Below are 17,260 nucleotides of genomic sequence, written 5' to 3' on the forward strand. Positions count from 1 at the left end.
TTGTCACAAAACCTTAATGAATTTTTAGTGAATGATATAGAATTTCTTTAAGTGATAGTATAAAATTTATATTATCAACAAAAGAGATTGAGGGATTAATATGGCGAATAAAAATAGTAACAGTAATATTATGTTTTTAATGATAGCAATACTTGTTGTTGTCGTAGGTATCGTATTGCTTGTTGTGTTTGGTGGAAGCGGAAGTGACAACAAAGAAGATAGTCTATTTGATAGAACTGTTAAAGCCACAGACTTATCAAAAGATACAAAAGATAATCCAACACATAAAAAAGACAAAGCTAAAGTTCAAATAGTTGAATTTGGAGATTTTAAATGTCCAGCATGTAAAGCATTTGAAACGAATTACATGGATCAAATAGAAAAAGATTATATCGATAAAGACAAAGTGGAATATAGATTTGTGAACGCACCATTCCACGGTGAAGGATCTGAAATTGGTGGTGCATCAGCACATGCTGTTTATAAAATCGCACCTGATGCATATTGGGATTTCCACAGAGCATTATTTGAAGCTCAACCAGATGACCATAATGCAGAAACAGACGATGAATGGTTAGATCTTAAAGTAGTCCAAAAAGCAGTAGACGGATTAGATATTGATAAATCTAAAAAAGATCAAATCATGAAATTAGTGAAAGATAGAAATTCAGAGTCTTATAAACAAATGAAAAATGATTCAGATTTAACAAATAAATACGATGTAGATGTTACACCTACAATTGTGGTAGACGGTAAAGTACTATCAGATCCAATGGATTACGACAAAGTTTCTAAAGCAATCGATCAAGCGATAGAAAAGAAAAATAAATAAAAATAGGTGATATATTTGAAGCAACAATATGCACTATTTATTTCCTGGGTAATAGCTTTAGTAGCTATGTTAGGTAGTTTATACTTTAGTGAGATACGACAATTTGTCCCATGTACAATGTGCTGGTATCAAAGAATCTGTATGTATCCACTCGTGTTAATACTCGGAATAGGCTCATTCCAAAATGATTTTAATGTTAAAAAAATAGCACTACCGTTATCAATCATTGGACTATTGATATCCACATGGCATTACTTAGAGCAAAAAGTACCAGGATTTGCTGAAATCAAACCATGTACACAAGGTGTTCCATGTTCATCAGAATATATCAATGTATTTGGATTCATCACAATTCCATTTTTAGCAGGAACAGCATTCCTGTTAATCAGTTTGATTTTAATTTTTACAAAGAAAGATAAAGCAATATAATATTCGAAAAGCTGAGACAAAAATCATTGTCTCAGCTTTTTTGTGTGAAAGTGTAAGGATAGGGCGTCATAGTATCTCACTATGTTCGTTAGCTATACTTTTTTGATTTTATTATGAAAATAATGTTTAAGTTCCGGACTTAATTTTTCACTTAGAATATAAATATTTTGAAGATTAATTTATCTTAAAATGAATTGTGCGTAAAAGCATGATTTTTTGGTGAAAAAAAGGTATAATATAGAGATGACTAATTAAGATTGGAGTGAAGATAGTGGTACAAGATATCTCAGTAAAAGACGATATTACTTTAGGTCAATTCCTAAAAAATGAAGGCGTCATTGGAACGGGTGGTCAGGCTAAATGGTTCCTCCAAGATGAAGAAGTATTAATAAATGGTGAACGTGAAACTCGTCGTGGCAAAAAATTACATGATGGTGATTTAGTCGAAATTCCTTCTGAAGGTCAATTTCGTATTAACCATCTCAGTGAATAGATTATGATATTACAGAAACTTACTTTAACTCATTATAGAAATTATGATAAATGTACACTTGATTTTAATTCCAATGTTAATATTTTAATTGGTGAGAACGCGCAAGGTAAGACGAATTTATTAGAATCTATCTATACTTTAGCACTGGCTAAAAGTCATAGGACTTCGAATGATAAAGAACTCATACAGTTTGGTGAAGAGTATGGTAAAATAGAAGGTGAACTAAGTTATCGCCATGGCTCAATGCCTATTTCTTTAATCATTACGAAAAAAGGCAAAAAGGCGAGAGTTAATCATCTAGAACAGAGTCGATTAACGCAGTATATTGGTCACTTAAATGTGGTGTTGTTCGCACCAGAAGATTTAAATATTGTAAAAGGTAGCCCGCAAATCAGACGACGTTTTATTGATATGGAACTCGGTCAGATGTCTGCGGTCTATTTAAATCATTTATCTAATTATCAAAGATTACTTAAACAAAAAAATCATTACCTCAAACAATTACAAATTGGGAAAATGAAAGATCGAACGATGTTAGAAGTATTCAATGAGCAATTTTCAGAAGCGGCAGCCAATGTGACTTTGAAACGTGCGCACTTTATTCGTGAATTAGAAAAGATTGCCGAAGTGATTCATCAAGGCATTACGAGCGAAAAAGAAAGTTTAAAGGTTCAATATGAGCCGAATATTAAACTGTCAGAAACATATCAAGATGTAACTGAATTGAAAGAGGCTTTTTGTTCGTTGCTTAATGATTCAATGGATAAAGAGATTGAACGTGGAAGTGCACGCTTTGGACCGCATAGAGACGACATTAGTTTTCATGTTAATGATATGAATGTACAAACTTATGGTTCTCAAGGACAGCAACGTACGACAGCATTATCCATAAAGCTTGCTGAGATTGAGTTGATTAATCAAGTTGTAGGTGAATATCCAATTCTACTGTTAGACGATGTGCTAAGTGAACTTGATGATAATCGACAAACCCATTTATTAAGTACAATTCAAGAGAAGGTACAAACGTTTGTAACAACAACATCTGTTGATGGAATAGAGCATGAGATTATGAAAGATGCCAAGGTATTTAACGTATCTAAAGGCAATATTATTGAGTAGATGAAAGTGAAGGTGGAAATACGTGTCAGAACAAAATAACGCTTCAAGTTATGGTGCAGATCAGATACAAGTATTAGAAGGTTTAGAGGCAGTCCGTAAACGCCCTGGTATGTATATAGGTTCTACATCTGTAAGAGGATTACATCATCTCGTTTGGGAAATTGTAGATAACAGTATCGATGAAGCATTAGCTGGATATGCAGATCATGTTGAACTTGTAATAGAAAAGGACAATTGGATTAAAGTAACAGATAACGGTAGAGGTATACCTGTTGATATTCAAGAGAAAATGGGACGTCCTGCTGTAGAAGTTATCTTAACAGTACTTCATGCCGGTGGTAAATTTGGCGGTGGCGGATACAAAGTATCTGGTGGTTTACATGGTGTAGGTTCATCTGTCGTAAATGCGTTATCTTCTAATTTAGAAGTTTACGTTCACCTTAACAATAAAATTTATCACCAAGCGTATGAAAGAGGTGTACCAGCATTTGATTTGAAAGTCATTGGTGACACAGATCATACAGGTACAACAATACGCTTTAAAGCTGACGGTGAAATCTTTACTGAAACAACTGAATATGACTATGAAACATTACAAAAACGTATTCGTGAATTAGCATTCTTAAATAAAGGTATCCAAATTTCATTGAGAGATGAAAGAGATGACGAAAACATTCAAGAAGATTCATACCACTATGAAGGCGGTATTAAATCTTATGTTGAAATGTTAAATAAATCTAAAGAAGTACTATATGATGAGCCAATTTATATTCACGATACTAAAGATGACGTAGAAGTTGAGATTGCCATTCAATATAACAATGGTTTTGCGACGAATTTATTAACTTATGCGAACAACATTCATACTTATGAAGGTGGTACGCATGAGGATGGATTTAAACGTGCATTAACGCGTGTTATTAACAGCTATGGTATTAAGAACAAGCTTCTTAAAGAAGGCGAAGAAAAGCTTTCTGGTGAAGACGTACGTGAAGGTATGACAGCTGTTGTATCTGTTAAACACGGTGATCCTCAATTCGAGGGTCAAACAAAGACTAAATTAGGTAACTCAGAAGTGCGTCAAATCGTTGATAAATTATTCTCTGAACTCTTTGAACGTTTCTTATTAGAGAATCCAAACGTGGCAAGAATCATTGTAGATAAAGGTGTGATGGCTTCTAGAGCACGTCTTGCCGCTAAAAAAGCGAGAGAAGTTACAAGACGTAAATCAGCATTAGAAGTATCAAGCTTACCTGGTAAACTTGCAGACTGTTCAAGTAAGAAACCTGAAGAATGTGAATTATACATCGTTGAGGGTGACTCTGCCGGGGGGTCTGCTAAATTAGGTCGTGACTCTAAGACACAAGCGATTCTACCGTTACGTGGTAAGATTTTAAACGTTGAAAAAGCACGTTTAGATAGAATTTTAGGTAATAACGAAATTCGTGCCATGATTACAGGTCTAGGAACAGGTATTGGTGGAGAGTTTGATATTAGTAAAGCGAGATATCATAAATTAGTTATCATGACAGATGCCGATGTCGATGGTGCACATATTAGAACGTTATTATTAACATTCTTCTATAGATTTATGAGACCACTTATTGAAGCGGGTTATGTATACATTGCACAACCACCTTTATACAAAGTAGAACAAGGTAAGAAAAAATATTATGTATTTAACGATAGAGAATTAGATAAATTAAAAGAGGAACTTAGCTCAACACCGAAATTGTCTATAGCACGTTATAAAGGTCTTGGAGAGATGAATGCTGATCAATTGTGGGAAACAACAATGAATCCTGAACATCGTTCAATGCTTCAAGTAACACTAACAGATGCGATAGAAGCTGACGAAACTTTTGAAATGCTTATGGGAGATGTTGTTGAGTTTCGTCGTCAATTTATTGAAGAAAATGCCGAATACGCAACGTTAGATATATAAAGCATCATTTACGATTTAAGGAGGATATGATTAATGGCTGAAATACCACAATCAAGAGTTAGTGAACGTAACATCAGTAAAGAAATGAAAGAATCATTCTTAGACTATGCAATGAGTGTAATTGTATCTCGTGCATTACCCGATGTTAGAGACGGTTTAAAACCAGTTCATAGACGTATTTTATATGGTATGAATGATCAAGGTATGACTTCAGACAAACCTTACAAGAAGTCTGCACGTATTGTTGGTGACGTAATGGGTAAATATCACCCACACGGTGACTCATCTATTTATGAAGCAATGGTACGTATGGCACAAGACTTTAGTTATAGATATCCATTAGTAGATGGCCAAGGGAACTTTGGTTCTATGGATGGTGATGGTGCTGCTGCAATGCGTTATACAGAAGCACGTATGGCTAAAATTACAAGTGAATTATTAAGAGATATCAATAAAGATACGATTGATTTCCAAGACAACTACGATGGTAATGAAAGAGAGCCGGTAGTCTTACCTGCAAGATTCCCTAATTTATTAGTGAATGGTACATCAGGTATCGCAGTTGGTATGGCAACAAATATTCCACCTCATAACTTAAATGAAGTTATAGACGGCGTATTAGCGCTTAGTCATAACCCAGAAATTACGACAAATGAGTTAATGGATATCGTTCATGGTCCTGACTTCCCAACAGCTGGTTTAATTATGGGTAGAAGTGGCATTAGACGTGCATACGAAACTGGTCGTGGATCAATCTTAATGAGAGCACGTTCTGAAATCGAAGTTATGAAAAATGGTAAAGAACGTATCGTCATTTCTGAAATACCTTACCAAGTTAATAAAGCAAGATTAATCGAGAAAATTGCTGAATTAGCACGTGATAAGAAAATTGAAGGTATTACAGACTTAAGAGATGAAACAAGCTTAAAAGTCGGTGTACGTATTGTTATAGAAGTTAGAAAAGATGCAAATGCTAATGTTATTCTTAACAACCTATACAAACAAACACCATTACAAACATCATTTGGTGTGAATATGATTGCATTAGTTGATGGTAAACCTAAATTATTAGGCTTACGTGCAGTTCTATATCATTATTTAGAACACCAAAAAGATGTCGTAACGAGACGTACGAAATATAACTTGAAAAAAGCTCAAGATAGAGCGCATATTCTAGAAGGTTTAAGAATCGCGTTAGATCATATCGATGAAATCATTACATTAATTCGTGAATCACAAAGTGACTCAGAAGCGATGGAAGGTTTACAAAATCGTTTCAACTTATCTGAAAGACAAGCGCAAGCGATTTTAGATATGCGTTTACGTCGTTTAACTGGTTTAGAACGCGACAAAATTGAAAAAGAATATCAAGATTTACTTAAACTTATTGAAGAATTAAAAGAGATTTTACGTGATGAAGAAAAATTACTAGAAATCATTCGAGAAGAAATTACTGAAATAAGAGATAAATATGGTGATGAGCGTCGTACAGAAATTACGGCAGCAGGTCTTGATCAAATTGAAGATGAAGACTTAATCCCAGAAGAACAAATCGTTATTTCATTAAGTCATAACAACTATATTAAACGATTACCAGTATCTACATATCGTTCACAAAATAGAGGTGGACGTGGTGTACAAGGTATGAATACGATAGAAGATGACTTTGTTAGCCAACTCGTAACATTAAGTACACATGATAACGTCTTATTCTTTACGAATAAAGGTCGTGTCTACAAACTTAAAGGTTACGAAATTCCTGAAATGTCTAGACAATCTAAAGGCTTACCAATCGTTAATGCTTTAGAAATCGAAAAAGATGAAATGATTAGTACGATGATAGCTGTTAAAGACTTATCAAGCGAAGAAGATTACTTAGTCTTTGCTACTAAACATGGTACAGTTAAACGTTCTAAATTATCTAATTTCTCACGTATTAACAAAAATGGTAAAATCGCAATCAACTTTAAAGAAGGCGACGAGCTTATTGCGGTTAGACTGACGGATGGTACGAAAGAAATCATTATTGGTACGAAACATGCATCATTAATACGCTTTGATGAATCTAAATTACGCCCATTAGGAAGAACAGCAGCGGGTGTGAAAGGTATTACATTAAGAGAAGATGATGAAGTTATCGGATTAGATGTTACAGATGAAGATCAACAAGATGAAATACTTATCGTAACTGAAAAAGGTTATGGTAAACGTACGTCAGCTGATCAATATCGTATCTCTAATAGAGGTGGTAAAGGTATTAAGACTGCCACTCTAACTGAGAAGAATGGTAACCTTGTTTGTATCACAACGGTCAACGGTGACGAAGACTTGATGATTGTTACAAATTCAGGTGTCATCATTAGATTACACGTAGCAGATATCTCTCAAAATGGTAGAAGTGCTCAAGGTGTAAGATTAATCCGTTTAGGTGAAAATCAACATGTTGCAACAGTAGCTAAAGTTGAACCAGACGAAGATGAAATTGCAGAATCACCTGTTGAAGGAGTGTTAGAAGAAACAACAGAAACTGAAGCTGTTGAAACTGACGCTCAAGAAGGTAAAGAAGATTTAAGAGAAGACTTCATGGAACGTGTAAATGAAGACATCGAAGAACAAGATAATGACGAAGAATAATATATAAAAAGAAGCATATCACGAACTTACTGATCAACATCAGTAGCGTGATATGCTTTTTTATTTTGAATATTTAAGCTTCGAATGATTTCATAGCATATGGAATTTCATCTATAAGTTTGGATGGTGGTACGATATACATATCTTTAGAAAGCTTTTCACCAATATAACTGTGAATATACGTTGCGTTAATAACCGCTTCTTCTAAATCAAATTGTCCAACGAAACTTGTGATCATGCCTGCTAACGTATCTCCCATTCCACCTGTTGCCATTGCGGGTGTACCGATAGATAATTTATATTCATGATCTTTAAAGAATAATTCAGTACCATGTTTTTTCAATACGACAGTTGCATTTAACGCATCAACCGCTTCTTTATTGTTTTCATAAGTTTGTTCTTCAATCGGGATATTACTCAGTCTTTCCCATTCTTTTTGGTGAGGTGTAAAGATAATCTCACATTCAGGTAAAGTATGCTTTAACTTACTTAAAATCGTAATAGCATCTCCATCAATAATTAATGTTTGGTGTGGCTGAATATTTTGGAATAGAAATGTTAATGTGTTATTCCCTTTAAAATCTAAACCGAGACCTGGACCTATTAAAATACAATCCGATTGCTCAATTAATTTAGAAAGCTTTTTTAAATCCGTGATATCTGAAACCATTGCTTCAGGACATCTTGAATGTAATGCAGCAAAATTGGATGAATGTGTAGAAACAGTTATAAGTCCACTACCACTAAATACACATGCCCTTGCTGCTAAAATAATTGCGCCACCTAAATTAGCGTTACCTCCGATTAATAATATCCTACCATAATCCCCTTTATGAGATTCTTGTTCTCTTTTTGGAATTGTGACAGATGAAATAGTCTTCATATTAACCCACCTTCAAATAATTGTACGATTTATTATGCCACTTAAAGTTGAAATTGAACAGAGAATTTTCCAAAACGTAACAAACAAATTACTTTAACAGGCTAATATATTAATCAATCACTGAGCTATGGATGTGCTAAAAAGTATTGTCAGAAAATTTCTGAAAGCGTATACTTAATATAAATATAGACATTAGTTATTAGATGAGATAGGAGCTTTCACATGACTGAACAAATATCAATTGGGAAGTACGCTACGTTATTAACGATCACAGATGAGCAAACGGCAAAGCAATTAATGCCTCAATGTCATGATATGCAATTTATTGTAGGCAAAATTGGCACAATGTCATTAAATAAAATCATCGCATCTGTTGAAACAGCGGCTAGAAGACAAGGGATTATTTCGGAAAGTCAGTATAGAGAAACACACGCGTTATACCATGCGATTTTAGAAGCGGTGAATGGTATTACAAGAGGTGAATTATCTATTGGTGAAATTATGCGAACGGTTGGCTTAAAGTTTTCAATAGTTAGAGGTTATCCTTATCAAGATAAAGCAGAAGGTGAATGGATAGCTGTGAGTTTGTACGGTACAATCGGAGCGCCTATAAAAGGTAAAGAACATGAAACAATTGGGTTAGGTATCAATCATATATAAGACATAGAAACACCTACTAGATATTAGATATAAGAAAGGTGCAACAAATTTTGATTTGTTGTATTTTTTTGTGTCCTAAAAAGGAGTGTTTTCAGTGAACTTAGTATTGAATGGTAAAGATTTAACAATTCAAGACATTAAACAATTCTTGAAAGAAGATGGTCAAATATCTATTTCGGAAGAAGCGTTAGTTAATGTCAGAAAAAGTCGAGAAACAGTAGAAAAAATCATTAAAAATAAAGAAACGATTTATGGTATTACGACAGGTTTCGGATTATTTAGTGATGTATTAATAGAAAAAGAAAAATATAACGATTTACAAGTCAATTTAATCCGTTCTCATTCATGTGGTACGGGTAAACCTTTTCCAGATAATGTGTCATTAATCATGATGGTCTTAAGGTTAAATACGATGTTAAAAGGCCATTCAGGTGTAACAGAAAAACTTGTTTCGTTATTAGTAGAATTTATTAATAGAAGAATCATTCCTGTCATACCTGAGCAAGGATCGTTAGGTGCTTCAGGAGATTTAGCACCATTATCTCACTTAGCTTTAGCGTTAATTGGTGAAGGAGATGTCCATTATAAAGGCGAAACAAGAAATGCGAAAGAAGTCTTACACGAAGTAGGATTGGAACCACATTCGTTACAAGCGAAAGAAGGATTAGCCCTTATAAACGGTACACAAGCGATGACATCTCAAGGTGTAATTGCATATATTGAAGCTGAAAATATTGCATATCATGCAGAATGGATTGCTGCATTAACACATCAAGCATTAAACTGTATCGTAGACGCATATGATGAGCACGTGCATATCGTAAGAAACTTTAATGAGCAAGTTGAAGTTGCAGAGCGTATGAGAAATTGGTTAGAAGGTTCTAAATTAACAACTAGACAAGGTGAAGTCCGTGTACAAGATGCATATACATTGAGATGTATACCGCAAATACACGGCGCAAGCTTCCAAGTATTAAATTATGTAAAAGAAAAATTAGAATTAGAAATGAACGCAGCAAATGATAATCCATTAATATTTGATAACGATGACGAAACACTCGTAATCTCAGGTGGTAACTTCCACGGACAACCAATAGCATTTGCCGTAGATTTCTTGAAAATTGGTGTCGCTGAGTTAGCGAATGTATCAGAAAGAAGACTTGAAAGATTAGTTAATCCACAACTCAATGGCGGATTACCAGCATTCTTAAGTCCAGAACCAGGCTTACAAAGCGGTGCAATGATCATGCAATACGCAGCAGCATCACTCGTATCAGAGAATAAGACATTAGCACATCCAGCAAGTGTGGATTCAATACCATCTTCTGCAAACCAAGAAGACCATGTATCAATGGGAACAATTGGCGCAAGACACGCATATCAAATCATACAGAACGTACGAAGAGTCATTTCTATAGAATGTATTATCGCGCTGCAAGCAGTAGAAATAAAAGGTGTAGACAAACTATCACCGAAGACAAAAGCAAAATACGAAGAACTAAGATCAATCGTACCTTCAATCACACAAGATAGAGTATTCCATCATGATATAGAGAAAGTTTGTGAATATTTGAGATAGTTAACTAAATACGTATAAAGTTCAATTCTATTTTAAGCATTTAATATTTTAGAAAAGGGGAAATGAGATATGTCTAGAGCGATTAAAGCGAAAAAAGGTTTGGAAATTGAGTGTAAAGGTTGGGAGCAAGAAGCGGTTCTAAGAATGTTATACAACAACCTTGATCCTGAGGTTGCGGAACATCCTGAGAAGTTAGTTGTATATGGTGGTATTGGTAAAGCTGCGCGTAACTGGGAAAGTTTCGACGCGATTGTTGATACGTTAAGAAGATTAGAAAATGATGAAACGATGCTTGTTCAATCTGGTAAGCCTGTTGCTGTTTTCAAAACGCATGAAGAAGCACCGCGTGTATTATTATCAAACTCTGTATTAGTACCTAAATGGGCTAACTGGGAACATTTCCATGAATTAGATAAAAAAGGGCTTATGATGTACGGTCAAATGACTGCTGGTAGCTGGATCTATATTGGTTCTCAAGGTATTGTTCAAGGTACTTACGAAACATTTGCTGAATGTGCGAACCAGCATTTTGGAGGATCATTAGAAGGTACGATTACATTAACAGCTGGATTAGGCGGTATGGGTGGTGCTCAACCATTAGCTGTAACGATGAATGGTGGGGTCGCTATCTGTGTAGACGTCGATCCGTCTAGAATTGAAAAACGTATCGAAACAAGATATTGTGATGTTATGACAGATTCATTAGATGAAGCTTTAGAAAAAGCAGAAGAAGCTAAAAAAGCGGGTAAACCTTTATCAATAGGTTTAGTAGGTAATGCTGCTGAAATTCATCATGAAATCTTAAATAGAGGATTTAAAATTGATATCGTAACAGACCAAACTTCTGCACATGATCCATTGAACGGTTATGTTCCTGAAGGCTATTCACTTGAAGAAGCAGATAAACTTCGTGAAAGTGACCCTAAAAAATATGTAGAATTATCTTCAGCATCTATGAAAAAACATGTAGAAGCAATGTTATTATTCCAAAAAAATGGTGCTGTTGCATTTGACTATGGTAATAATATTAGACAAGTAGCATTCGATGAAGGTTTAGAAAATGCATTTGATTTCCCAGGATTCGTACCTGCATATATCCGTCCATTATTCTGTGAAGGTAAAGGACCATTTAGATTTGCTGCTTTAAGTGGTGACCCTAAAGATATTGAAAGAGCAGACGAATTAATGCGTGAACTCTTCCCTGAAGATGAAAAATTAATGCGTTGGTTAGATATGGCAAGTGAAAAAATTGCTTTCCAAGGATTACCTTCAAGAATTGCATGGCTTGGATATGGCGAACGTGCAAAAATGGGATTAGCATTAAATGAACTTGTTAGAAAAGGTGAAATATCAGCACCAATCGTTATTGGACGTGACCACTTAGATTCAGGTTCAGTAGCATCACCAAACAGAGAAACAGAATCTATGAAAGACGGATCAGATGCTGTAGGTGACTGGGCAATCTTAAATGCACTTGTAAATACAGCTGCAGGTGGTTCTTGGATTTCAGTTCACCATGGTGGCGGTGTAGGTATGGGTTACTCATTACACGCTGGTATGGTCGTAGTAGCAGACGGTAGTGAACGTGCTGATAGAAGACTAGGCAGAGTATTAACAACTGACCCAGGTATGGGTGTAGCAAGACATGCTGATGCAGGGTATGACATTGCAATTGATACTGCAAAAGAAAGAAACGTAGATATTCCAATGTTAAAGGAGAAAGATAACCATGAATGATATCATCATCCAACATATAGGCGAATTAATTTTGCCGAAGAAGACTGACGGACCTCTTAAAGGGAAAGCTTTAAATGAATTAAATATTATCAAAAATGGCACAGTTGTTATAAATGAAGGTAAAGTCGTTTATGCAGGTGAACATACTGAAGAATTTGAAGCTAAAGAAGTGATAGATGCCACTCATAAAGTCGTATCACCAGGTTTAGTAGACGCACATACACACTTAGTGTTTGGCGGGTCTAGAGAACATGAAATGGCACTTAAACAACAAGGGGTAAGTTATCTTGATATCTTGAAACAAGGTGGCGGTATTTTAAGTACGGTTGAAGCGACTCGTGAATCAAGTGAAGAAACACTATACGAAAAATCTAAAAAAGAAATTATTAGAATGATTCAATTCGGTACAACAACTGTAGAAGCTAAAAGTGGTTATGGGTTAGATAAAGCAACTGAATTAAAACAATTAAATGTGGCACATCAATTAGCGCAAGACTTACCGATTCGAATGAAACATACATTTTTAGGACCACACGCAGTGCCTAAAGATGCGAAAGACAATGCAACATTCTTACAAGAAATGATTGATTTATTAGATGATGTGAAAGATAAAGCTGACTTCGCGGATATCTTCTGTGAAACAGGTGTATTCACAATTGAAGAATCAAGACGTTATATGCAAGCAGCAAAAGATAAAGGTTTAAAAGTTAAAATTCATGCTGATGAAATCGATCCACTTGGTGGACTAGGGTTAGCGATAGATGAAGGTGCAATATCTGCAGACCATCTCGTAGCTTCTAGTGAGGAAGATAAGAAAGCGTTAAAAGACAGCGACACTGTAGCTGTATTATTGCCAGGCACAACGTTCTATTTAGGTAAAGATCAATATGCAGATGCTAGAGGTATGATTGATCATAACGGTGCAGTAGCAATTGCGACTGACTTCAATCCAGGTAGCTGTGTGACAGACAACCTTCAACTTGTAATGAGCATTGCGGCATTAAAGCTTAAACTGACGCCTAATGAAATTTGGAATGCTGTTACAGTTAATGCAGCTAAAGCAATTGATGCAGAAGCAGGTACACTTGAAGTTGGCGATCAAGCTGATGTAGTTGTATGGGATATTCCGAACCATGAATATTTACCATATCATTACGGTGTAAACCATGCCGAAACAGTCATCATTAACGGTAAAAAAGTTTATGAAAATACAGGTCTCTTGACTGAATCTTAAGTATAGCTTGAAAATATGATATCAATTTGATATATTTATGTTAATTTAATAACTATATTGTTTAGGAATAAGTAATTTAAGCGTACATGTATAGAGAGCTTGTGGTTGGTGTAAACAAGTCATGAAACTTAAACGAATCTATCCTTTTAAGAAGAACAATCGGTAGAAACCGTTATATGACTTAGAGTGCAGTTTTTAATAACTGTTAAATAGGGTGGCAACGCGTAAGCACCACGTCCCTTGTGTATCAACGAGGAACGTGGTGCTTTTTTCTTAAACAATTATAGTATAAGAGGGAGGAAATATTATGTTAGACATTAGATTAATTAGGTCTGAACCGGAATTTGTTAAAGATAAAGTAGCTAAAAGAGGTGACGATCCAAAGGTCATCGATGAAATTTTAGAATTAGACAAAAAGCGCCGTGAACTCATCGCTCAAACAGAAGAACTTAAATCACGTCGTAATAAAGTAAGCGGGGAAATTGCACAGAAGAAACGCAATAAAGAAAATGCAGACGATGTTATTTTAGAAATGCGTCAAGTTGGCGATCAAATTAAAGAAATCGACCAAAATTTAAATCAATTAAATGAAGATGTTAAGTACAGATTAGTAAGAATTCCTAATTTAATTAGTGATGAAACACCAGTTGGTAAAGATGAAGATGATAATGTAGAAGTACGTAAATGGGGTACACCACGTCAATTTGATTTTGAATCTAAAGCGCACTGGGACTTAGTTGAAAGTCTTAAAATGGCAGACTTTGAAAGAGCTGCTAAAGTATCAGGTGCACGCTTCGTATTCTTAACAGGACAAGGTGCACAACTTGAAAGAGCACTTATGAACTTCATGGTAACGATGCATACAACGCAACATGGTTATACTGAAATGATGGTACCTCAACTTGTAAACGCAGATTCTATGTTTGGTACAAGCCAATTACCTAAATTTGAAGAAGATTTATTCAAAGTAGAAAAAGAAGGCTTATATACAATTCCAACAGCTGAAGTACCTTTAACAAACTTCTATCGTGATGAAGTGTTACAAGATGAACAATTCCCAATTAAATTTACAGGACAATCTGCATGTTTCAGAAGTGAAGCAGGATCAGCAGGTAGAGATACAAGAGGTTTAATTAGATTACACCAATTTAACAAAGTTGAAATGGTGAGATATGAAAGACCTGAAGATTCATTTAAAGCGCTAGAAGAGTTAACTCAACACGCTGAAAATATTTTACAAGCTTTAGAATTACCATACAGAACTGTGAATTTATGTACAGGAGATATTGGATTTGGAAGCTCTAAAACATATGATATAGAAGTATGGCTACCAAGTTACAATGATTATAAAGAAATCAGCTCATGTTCAAATATGACAGATTTCCAAGCACGAAGAGCAAATATTAGATTTAAACGAAACAAAGATGCGAAACCAGAATACGTACACACACTAAACGGAAGTGGTTTAGCAGTAGGTCGTACATTTGCTGCAATCGTTGAAAACTACCAAAACGAAGACGGTACAATCACTGTACCTGAAGTATTAGTACCATTTATGGGTGGCTTAAAAACAATTAAATTATAAATGAGTTAAATCTCTCAAAAAGGGTAATCATATATTGGTTACTCTTTTTTTTGATTTAATGCTTGAATATACTTTTTATATTTGATATACTAAGTATACAAAATAAATAAAGGGAGTTTTGACACATGACAAATTTCAATTTTGACAAAGCACACAGTAGTTTAGAATTTACAGTAAAACATTTAATGGTATCTCGCGTTAAAGGTACTTTTGAAGATTATAACGTAGAAGTATCAGGAGATATCAATGACCTTTCTACATTAAAAGCAACAGTTACAATAAAAGCAGATTCAATTAACACTAAAAACGCTGACCGTGACGCTCACTTAAAATCTGCTGACTTCTTTAGTGCAGATGAAAACCCAAATATTACATTTGAAACAAAATCAATCAGTGAAGATTCAATTACAGGTGATTTAACAATCGCTGGTGTAACACACGAAGAAACATTCGACGTTGATTTCAACGGCGTAAGTAAAAACCCATTAAACGGTGAAACAGTAACAGGTTTTGCAGTAACTGGTAAAATCGACCGTGAAAAATACGGCGTATCATTTAACCAAGCATTAGAAACTGGTGGCGTAATGATCGGTAGAGATGTTAAATTCGAAGCAAGTGCTGAATTCGGTTTAAGTGAATAATTCATATAGATAATCAAACAGTAGAAATTCATTCAATTGAATTTCTGCTGTTTTTTTATATGGTTTGAGATATGAATATAAGTGCACGAAGACTGAGAGATATCGTGCGCTAGGGTGGAAAATAAGGGTGTAACGCACGAAGACAGAGAGATATCGTGCGCTAAGGTGGAAATAAGGGTGTAATGCACGAAGACTACAAGATATCGTGCGCTAGGGTACAAAATAAGGGCATAACGCACGAAGACTTGACCACCTAAATCAAAATAATCAATCAAATATCAAATTATTTAATTATTTTCCGAATATTTAATCAAGTGTTATTGATAAAGTAATATAGGTATGATAAAACTAATACATATTAAAATTCTTTAGAGGTAAGTAAGACTGAGGTTAGACAAACGTTAGACTTACCTATAACTATAGATTGGAGGCATCGTTGTGACAAGTACGAGTATTACGAATAAAGGTTTGTTTCTTCAAGGTGTGAAAGACTGTATACCTACTATGCTTGGGTACTTTAGTGTTGCGCTAGCGTTTGGTATTGTCGGTATTTCATCTGGTTTATCTATTTTAGAAATTGCGTTGTTGTCTATTTTTGTCTATGCGGGTGCTGCTCAATTTATTATATGTGCGTTGGTCGCCATCCACTCCCCTATTTCAGCAATTCTATTGACGGTATTTTTTGTTAACTCAAGAATGTTTCTTCAAAGTTTAGCTTTAGTCCCAGCATTTAAAGGTAATGGTTTCTGGTCGAATATAGGAATAGGTACGCTTGTAACGGATGAGTCATTTGGTGTTGCGATTACGAAATATGCGAAAGAGAAATCGCTCAATGCGACTTGGATGCATGGTTTAAATATTTCAGCTTATTTATTATGGATTGTCACATCTATAATTGGTGGTTTAGTTGGTAACTTAATACCTAAACCTGAAATGTTTGGCCTCGATTATGCTTTAACAGCGATGTTTATCTTTTTATTGATTGCTCAGTTTGAAACGATACATAAAAGCAAAGTCTTAGTATATCTTTATTTAATTTTATTAACGATTGTATGCATGCTTATTCTGACATTATTTATGCCAACTTATTTATCTATTATTGTGTCGACAATTATTGCTTCTGTCGTAGGGGTGGTGTTTGATAAATGAGTATATCGATGTATTTAATTTTAATTACGGTAAGTTGTTTCGTTTTAACTTGGATTATCCGTGTTTCTCCATTTGTATTGTTATCAAAAGCGGATTTACCTGAAAGTGTGATCAAGTGGTTACAATATGTGCCGGTATGTCTCTTTACGGCATTAATACTAGAAGGCATGTTGAATCAAGAAGGCAATGCTGGATTTACGCTTAATTTTGAGAGCATTATTGTCGCGATACCAACGATTCTAATAGCGCTCATATTTAGAAGTTTAACGATTACAGTTATAGCCGGTATGTTTATTATGGCGATTGTGAGATTAGTCTTTTAATTTCATTCGTTAACTTA

General features: G+C 34.8%; 15 protein-coding genes and 1 other annotated feature. Of the genes, 14 read left to right on the forward strand and 1 reads right to left on the reverse strand.

Features of this window, described 5'->3' with window-relative positions:
* The first annotated feature begins 100 nt into the window (after positions 1–100).
* The 6 genes from LQ679_RS11825 to gyrA all read left to right on the forward strand — a co-directional run bounded on the left by LQ679_RS11825 (position 101) and on the right by gyrA (position 7,452).
* Positions 101–832: a DsbA family protein gene (locus LQ679_RS11825; protein WP_037589479.1), complete on the forward strand. Its 732-nt coding sequence runs from the start codon at positions 101–103 to the stop codon at positions 830–832.
* 15 nt (positions 833–847) lie between these two features.
* Positions 848–1,261 (forward strand): disulfide oxidoreductase, encoded by a 414-nt coding sequence (locus LQ679_RS11830; RefSeq protein ID WP_025906234.1) that lies wholly within the window; start codon positions 848–850, stop codon positions 1,259–1,261.
* Positions 1,262–1,523: 262 nt separating this feature from the next.
* Positions 1,524–1,754 (forward strand): S4 domain-containing protein YaaA, encoded by a 231-nt coding sequence (yaaA, locus tag LQ679_RS11835; RefSeq protein ID WP_269750679.1) that lies wholly within the window; start codon positions 1,524–1,526, stop codon positions 1,752–1,754.
* Positions 1,755–1,757: 3 nt separating this feature from the next.
* Positions 1,758–2,873 carry a DNA replication/repair protein RecF gene (gene recF, locus LQ679_RS11840; protein ID WP_037589481.1) on the forward strand — a complete coding sequence of 372 codons (1,116 nt, stop codon included), beginning with the start codon at positions 1,758–1,760 and terminating at the stop codon, positions 2,871–2,873.
* Between the two features lie 22 nt (positions 2,874–2,895).
* Positions 2,896–4,818 (forward strand): DNA topoisomerase (ATP-hydrolyzing) subunit B, encoded by a 1,923-nt coding sequence (gene gyrB / locus LQ679_RS11845; RefSeq protein WP_037589482.1) that lies wholly within the window; start codon positions 2,896–2,898, stop codon positions 4,816–4,818.
* A gap of 33 nt (positions 4,819–4,851) precedes the next feature.
* Positions 4,852–7,452, forward strand: a complete 2,601-nt coding sequence (gene gyrA, locus LQ679_RS11850; protein WP_126476375.1) for a DNA gyrase subunit A — start codon at positions 4,852–4,854, stop codon at positions 7,450–7,452.
* Between the two features lie 73 nt (positions 7,453–7,525).
* Here gyrA and LQ679_RS11855 read toward each other — a convergent pair whose 3' ends face one another.
* Positions 7,526–8,335 (reverse strand): NAD(P)H-hydrate dehydratase, encoded by an 810-nt coding sequence (locus LQ679_RS11855; RefSeq protein WP_025906240.1) that lies wholly within the window; start codon positions 8,333–8,335, stop codon positions 7,526–7,528.
* 222 nt (positions 8,336–8,557) lie between these two features.
* On the opposite strand from LQ679_RS11855, the gene hutP reads away from it, so the two are divergent.
* The 8 genes from hutP (at position 8,558) to LQ679_RS11895 (ending at position 17,243) form a co-directional block, all read left to right on the forward strand.
* Positions 8,558–8,995, forward strand: a complete 438-nt coding sequence (gene hutP, locus LQ679_RS11860; RefSeq protein WP_037589484.1) for a hut operon transcriptional regulator HutP — start codon at positions 8,558–8,560, stop codon at positions 8,993–8,995.
* Between the two features lie 94 nt (positions 8,996–9,089).
* A complete protein-coding gene (gene hutH / locus LQ679_RS11865) occupies positions 9,090–10,574 on the forward strand; it encodes a histidine ammonia-lyase (protein WP_239763087.1) in 1,485 nt (494 codons plus the stop codon).
* Positions 10,575–10,643: 69 nt separating this feature from the next.
* A complete protein-coding gene (gene hutU, locus LQ679_RS11870; RefSeq protein ID WP_107576684.1) occupies positions 10,644–12,311 on the forward strand; it encodes a urocanate hydratase in 1,668 nt (555 codons plus the stop codon).
* Complete coding sequence (gene hutI, locus LQ679_RS11875) at positions 12,304–13,545, forward strand: imidazolonepropionase (RefSeq protein WP_239763089.1); 1,242 nt, start codon at positions 12,304–12,306, stop codon at positions 13,543–13,545. Before hutU ends, hutI begins: the two co-directional genes overlap by 8 nt.
* A 48-nt stretch (positions 13,546–13,593) precedes the next feature.
* Positions 13,594–13,789 (forward strand) — a binding site (T-box leader).
* Between the two features lie 63 nt (positions 13,790–13,852).
* Positions 13,853–15,130: a serine--tRNA ligase gene (gene serS / locus LQ679_RS11880; RefSeq protein ID WP_126476377.1), complete on the forward strand. Its 1,278-nt coding sequence runs from the start codon at positions 13,853–13,855 to the stop codon at positions 15,128–15,130.
* A 125-nt stretch (positions 15,131–15,255) separates the two neighbouring features.
* Positions 15,256–15,771 (forward strand): YceI family protein, encoded by a 516-nt coding sequence (locus LQ679_RS11885; protein ID WP_025906249.1) that lies wholly within the window; start codon positions 15,256–15,258, stop codon positions 15,769–15,771.
* Positions 15,772–16,275: 504 nt separating this feature from the next.
* Positions 16,276–16,920, forward strand: a complete 645-nt coding sequence (locus LQ679_RS11890) for an AzlC family ABC transporter permease (RefSeq protein WP_049320762.1) — start codon at positions 16,276–16,278, stop codon at positions 16,918–16,920.
* Positions 16,917–17,243: an AzlD domain-containing protein gene (locus LQ679_RS11895; RefSeq protein ID WP_159315755.1), complete on the forward strand. Its 327-nt coding sequence runs from the start codon at positions 16,917–16,919 to the stop codon at positions 17,241–17,243. Before LQ679_RS11890 ends, LQ679_RS11895 begins: the two co-directional genes overlap by 4 nt.
* Positions 17,244–17,260 lie beyond the last annotated feature (17 nt).

Origin of the sequence: Mammaliicoccus sp. I-M35 (assembly GCF_022386455.1) — a bacterium.
Taxonomy (GTDB): Bacteria; Bacillota; Bacilli; order Staphylococcales; family Staphylococcaceae; genus Mammaliicoccus; species Mammaliicoccus sciuri_A.

Bases quoted from the DNA above. Each gene is read 5' to 3' on its own strand.
- LQ679_RS11825 (WP_037589479.1), top strand. From the start codon at position 101: ATGGCGAATAAAAATAGTAACAGTAATATTATGTTTTTAATGATAGCA.
- recF (WP_037589481.1), top strand. From the start codon at position 1,758: ATGATATTACAGAAACTTACTTTAACTCATTATAGAAATTATGATAAA.
- gyrA (WP_126476375.1), top strand. From the start codon at position 4,852: ATGGCTGAAATACCACAATCAAGAGTTAGTGAACGTAACATCAGTAAA.
- LQ679_RS11855 (WP_025906240.1), bottom strand. From the start codon at position 8,335: ATGAAGACTATTTCATCTGTCACAATTCCAAAAAGAGAACAAGAATCT.
- hutP (WP_037589484.1), top strand. From the start codon at position 8,558: ATGACTGAACAAATATCAATTGGGAAGTACGCTACGTTATTAACGATC.
- hutU (WP_107576684.1), top strand. From the start codon at position 10,644: ATGTCTAGAGCGATTAAAGCGAAAAAAGGTTTGGAAATTGAGTGTAAA.
- hutI (WP_239763089.1), top strand. From the start codon at position 12,304: ATGAATGATATCATCATCCAACATATAGGCGAATTAATTTTGCCGAAG.
- serS (WP_126476377.1), top strand. From the start codon at position 13,853: ATGTTAGACATTAGATTAATTAGGTCTGAACCGGAATTTGTTAAAGAT.
- LQ679_RS11885 (WP_025906249.1), top strand. From the start codon at position 15,256: ATGACAAATTTCAATTTTGACAAAGCACACAGTAGTTTAGAATTTACA.
- LQ679_RS11890 (WP_049320762.1), top strand. From the start codon at position 16,276: ATGCTTGGGTACTTTAGTGTTGCGCTAGCGTTTGGTATTGTCGGTATT.
- LQ679_RS11895 (WP_159315755.1), top strand. From the start codon at position 16,917: ATGAGTATATCGATGTATTTAATTTTAATTACGGTAAGTTGTTTCGTT.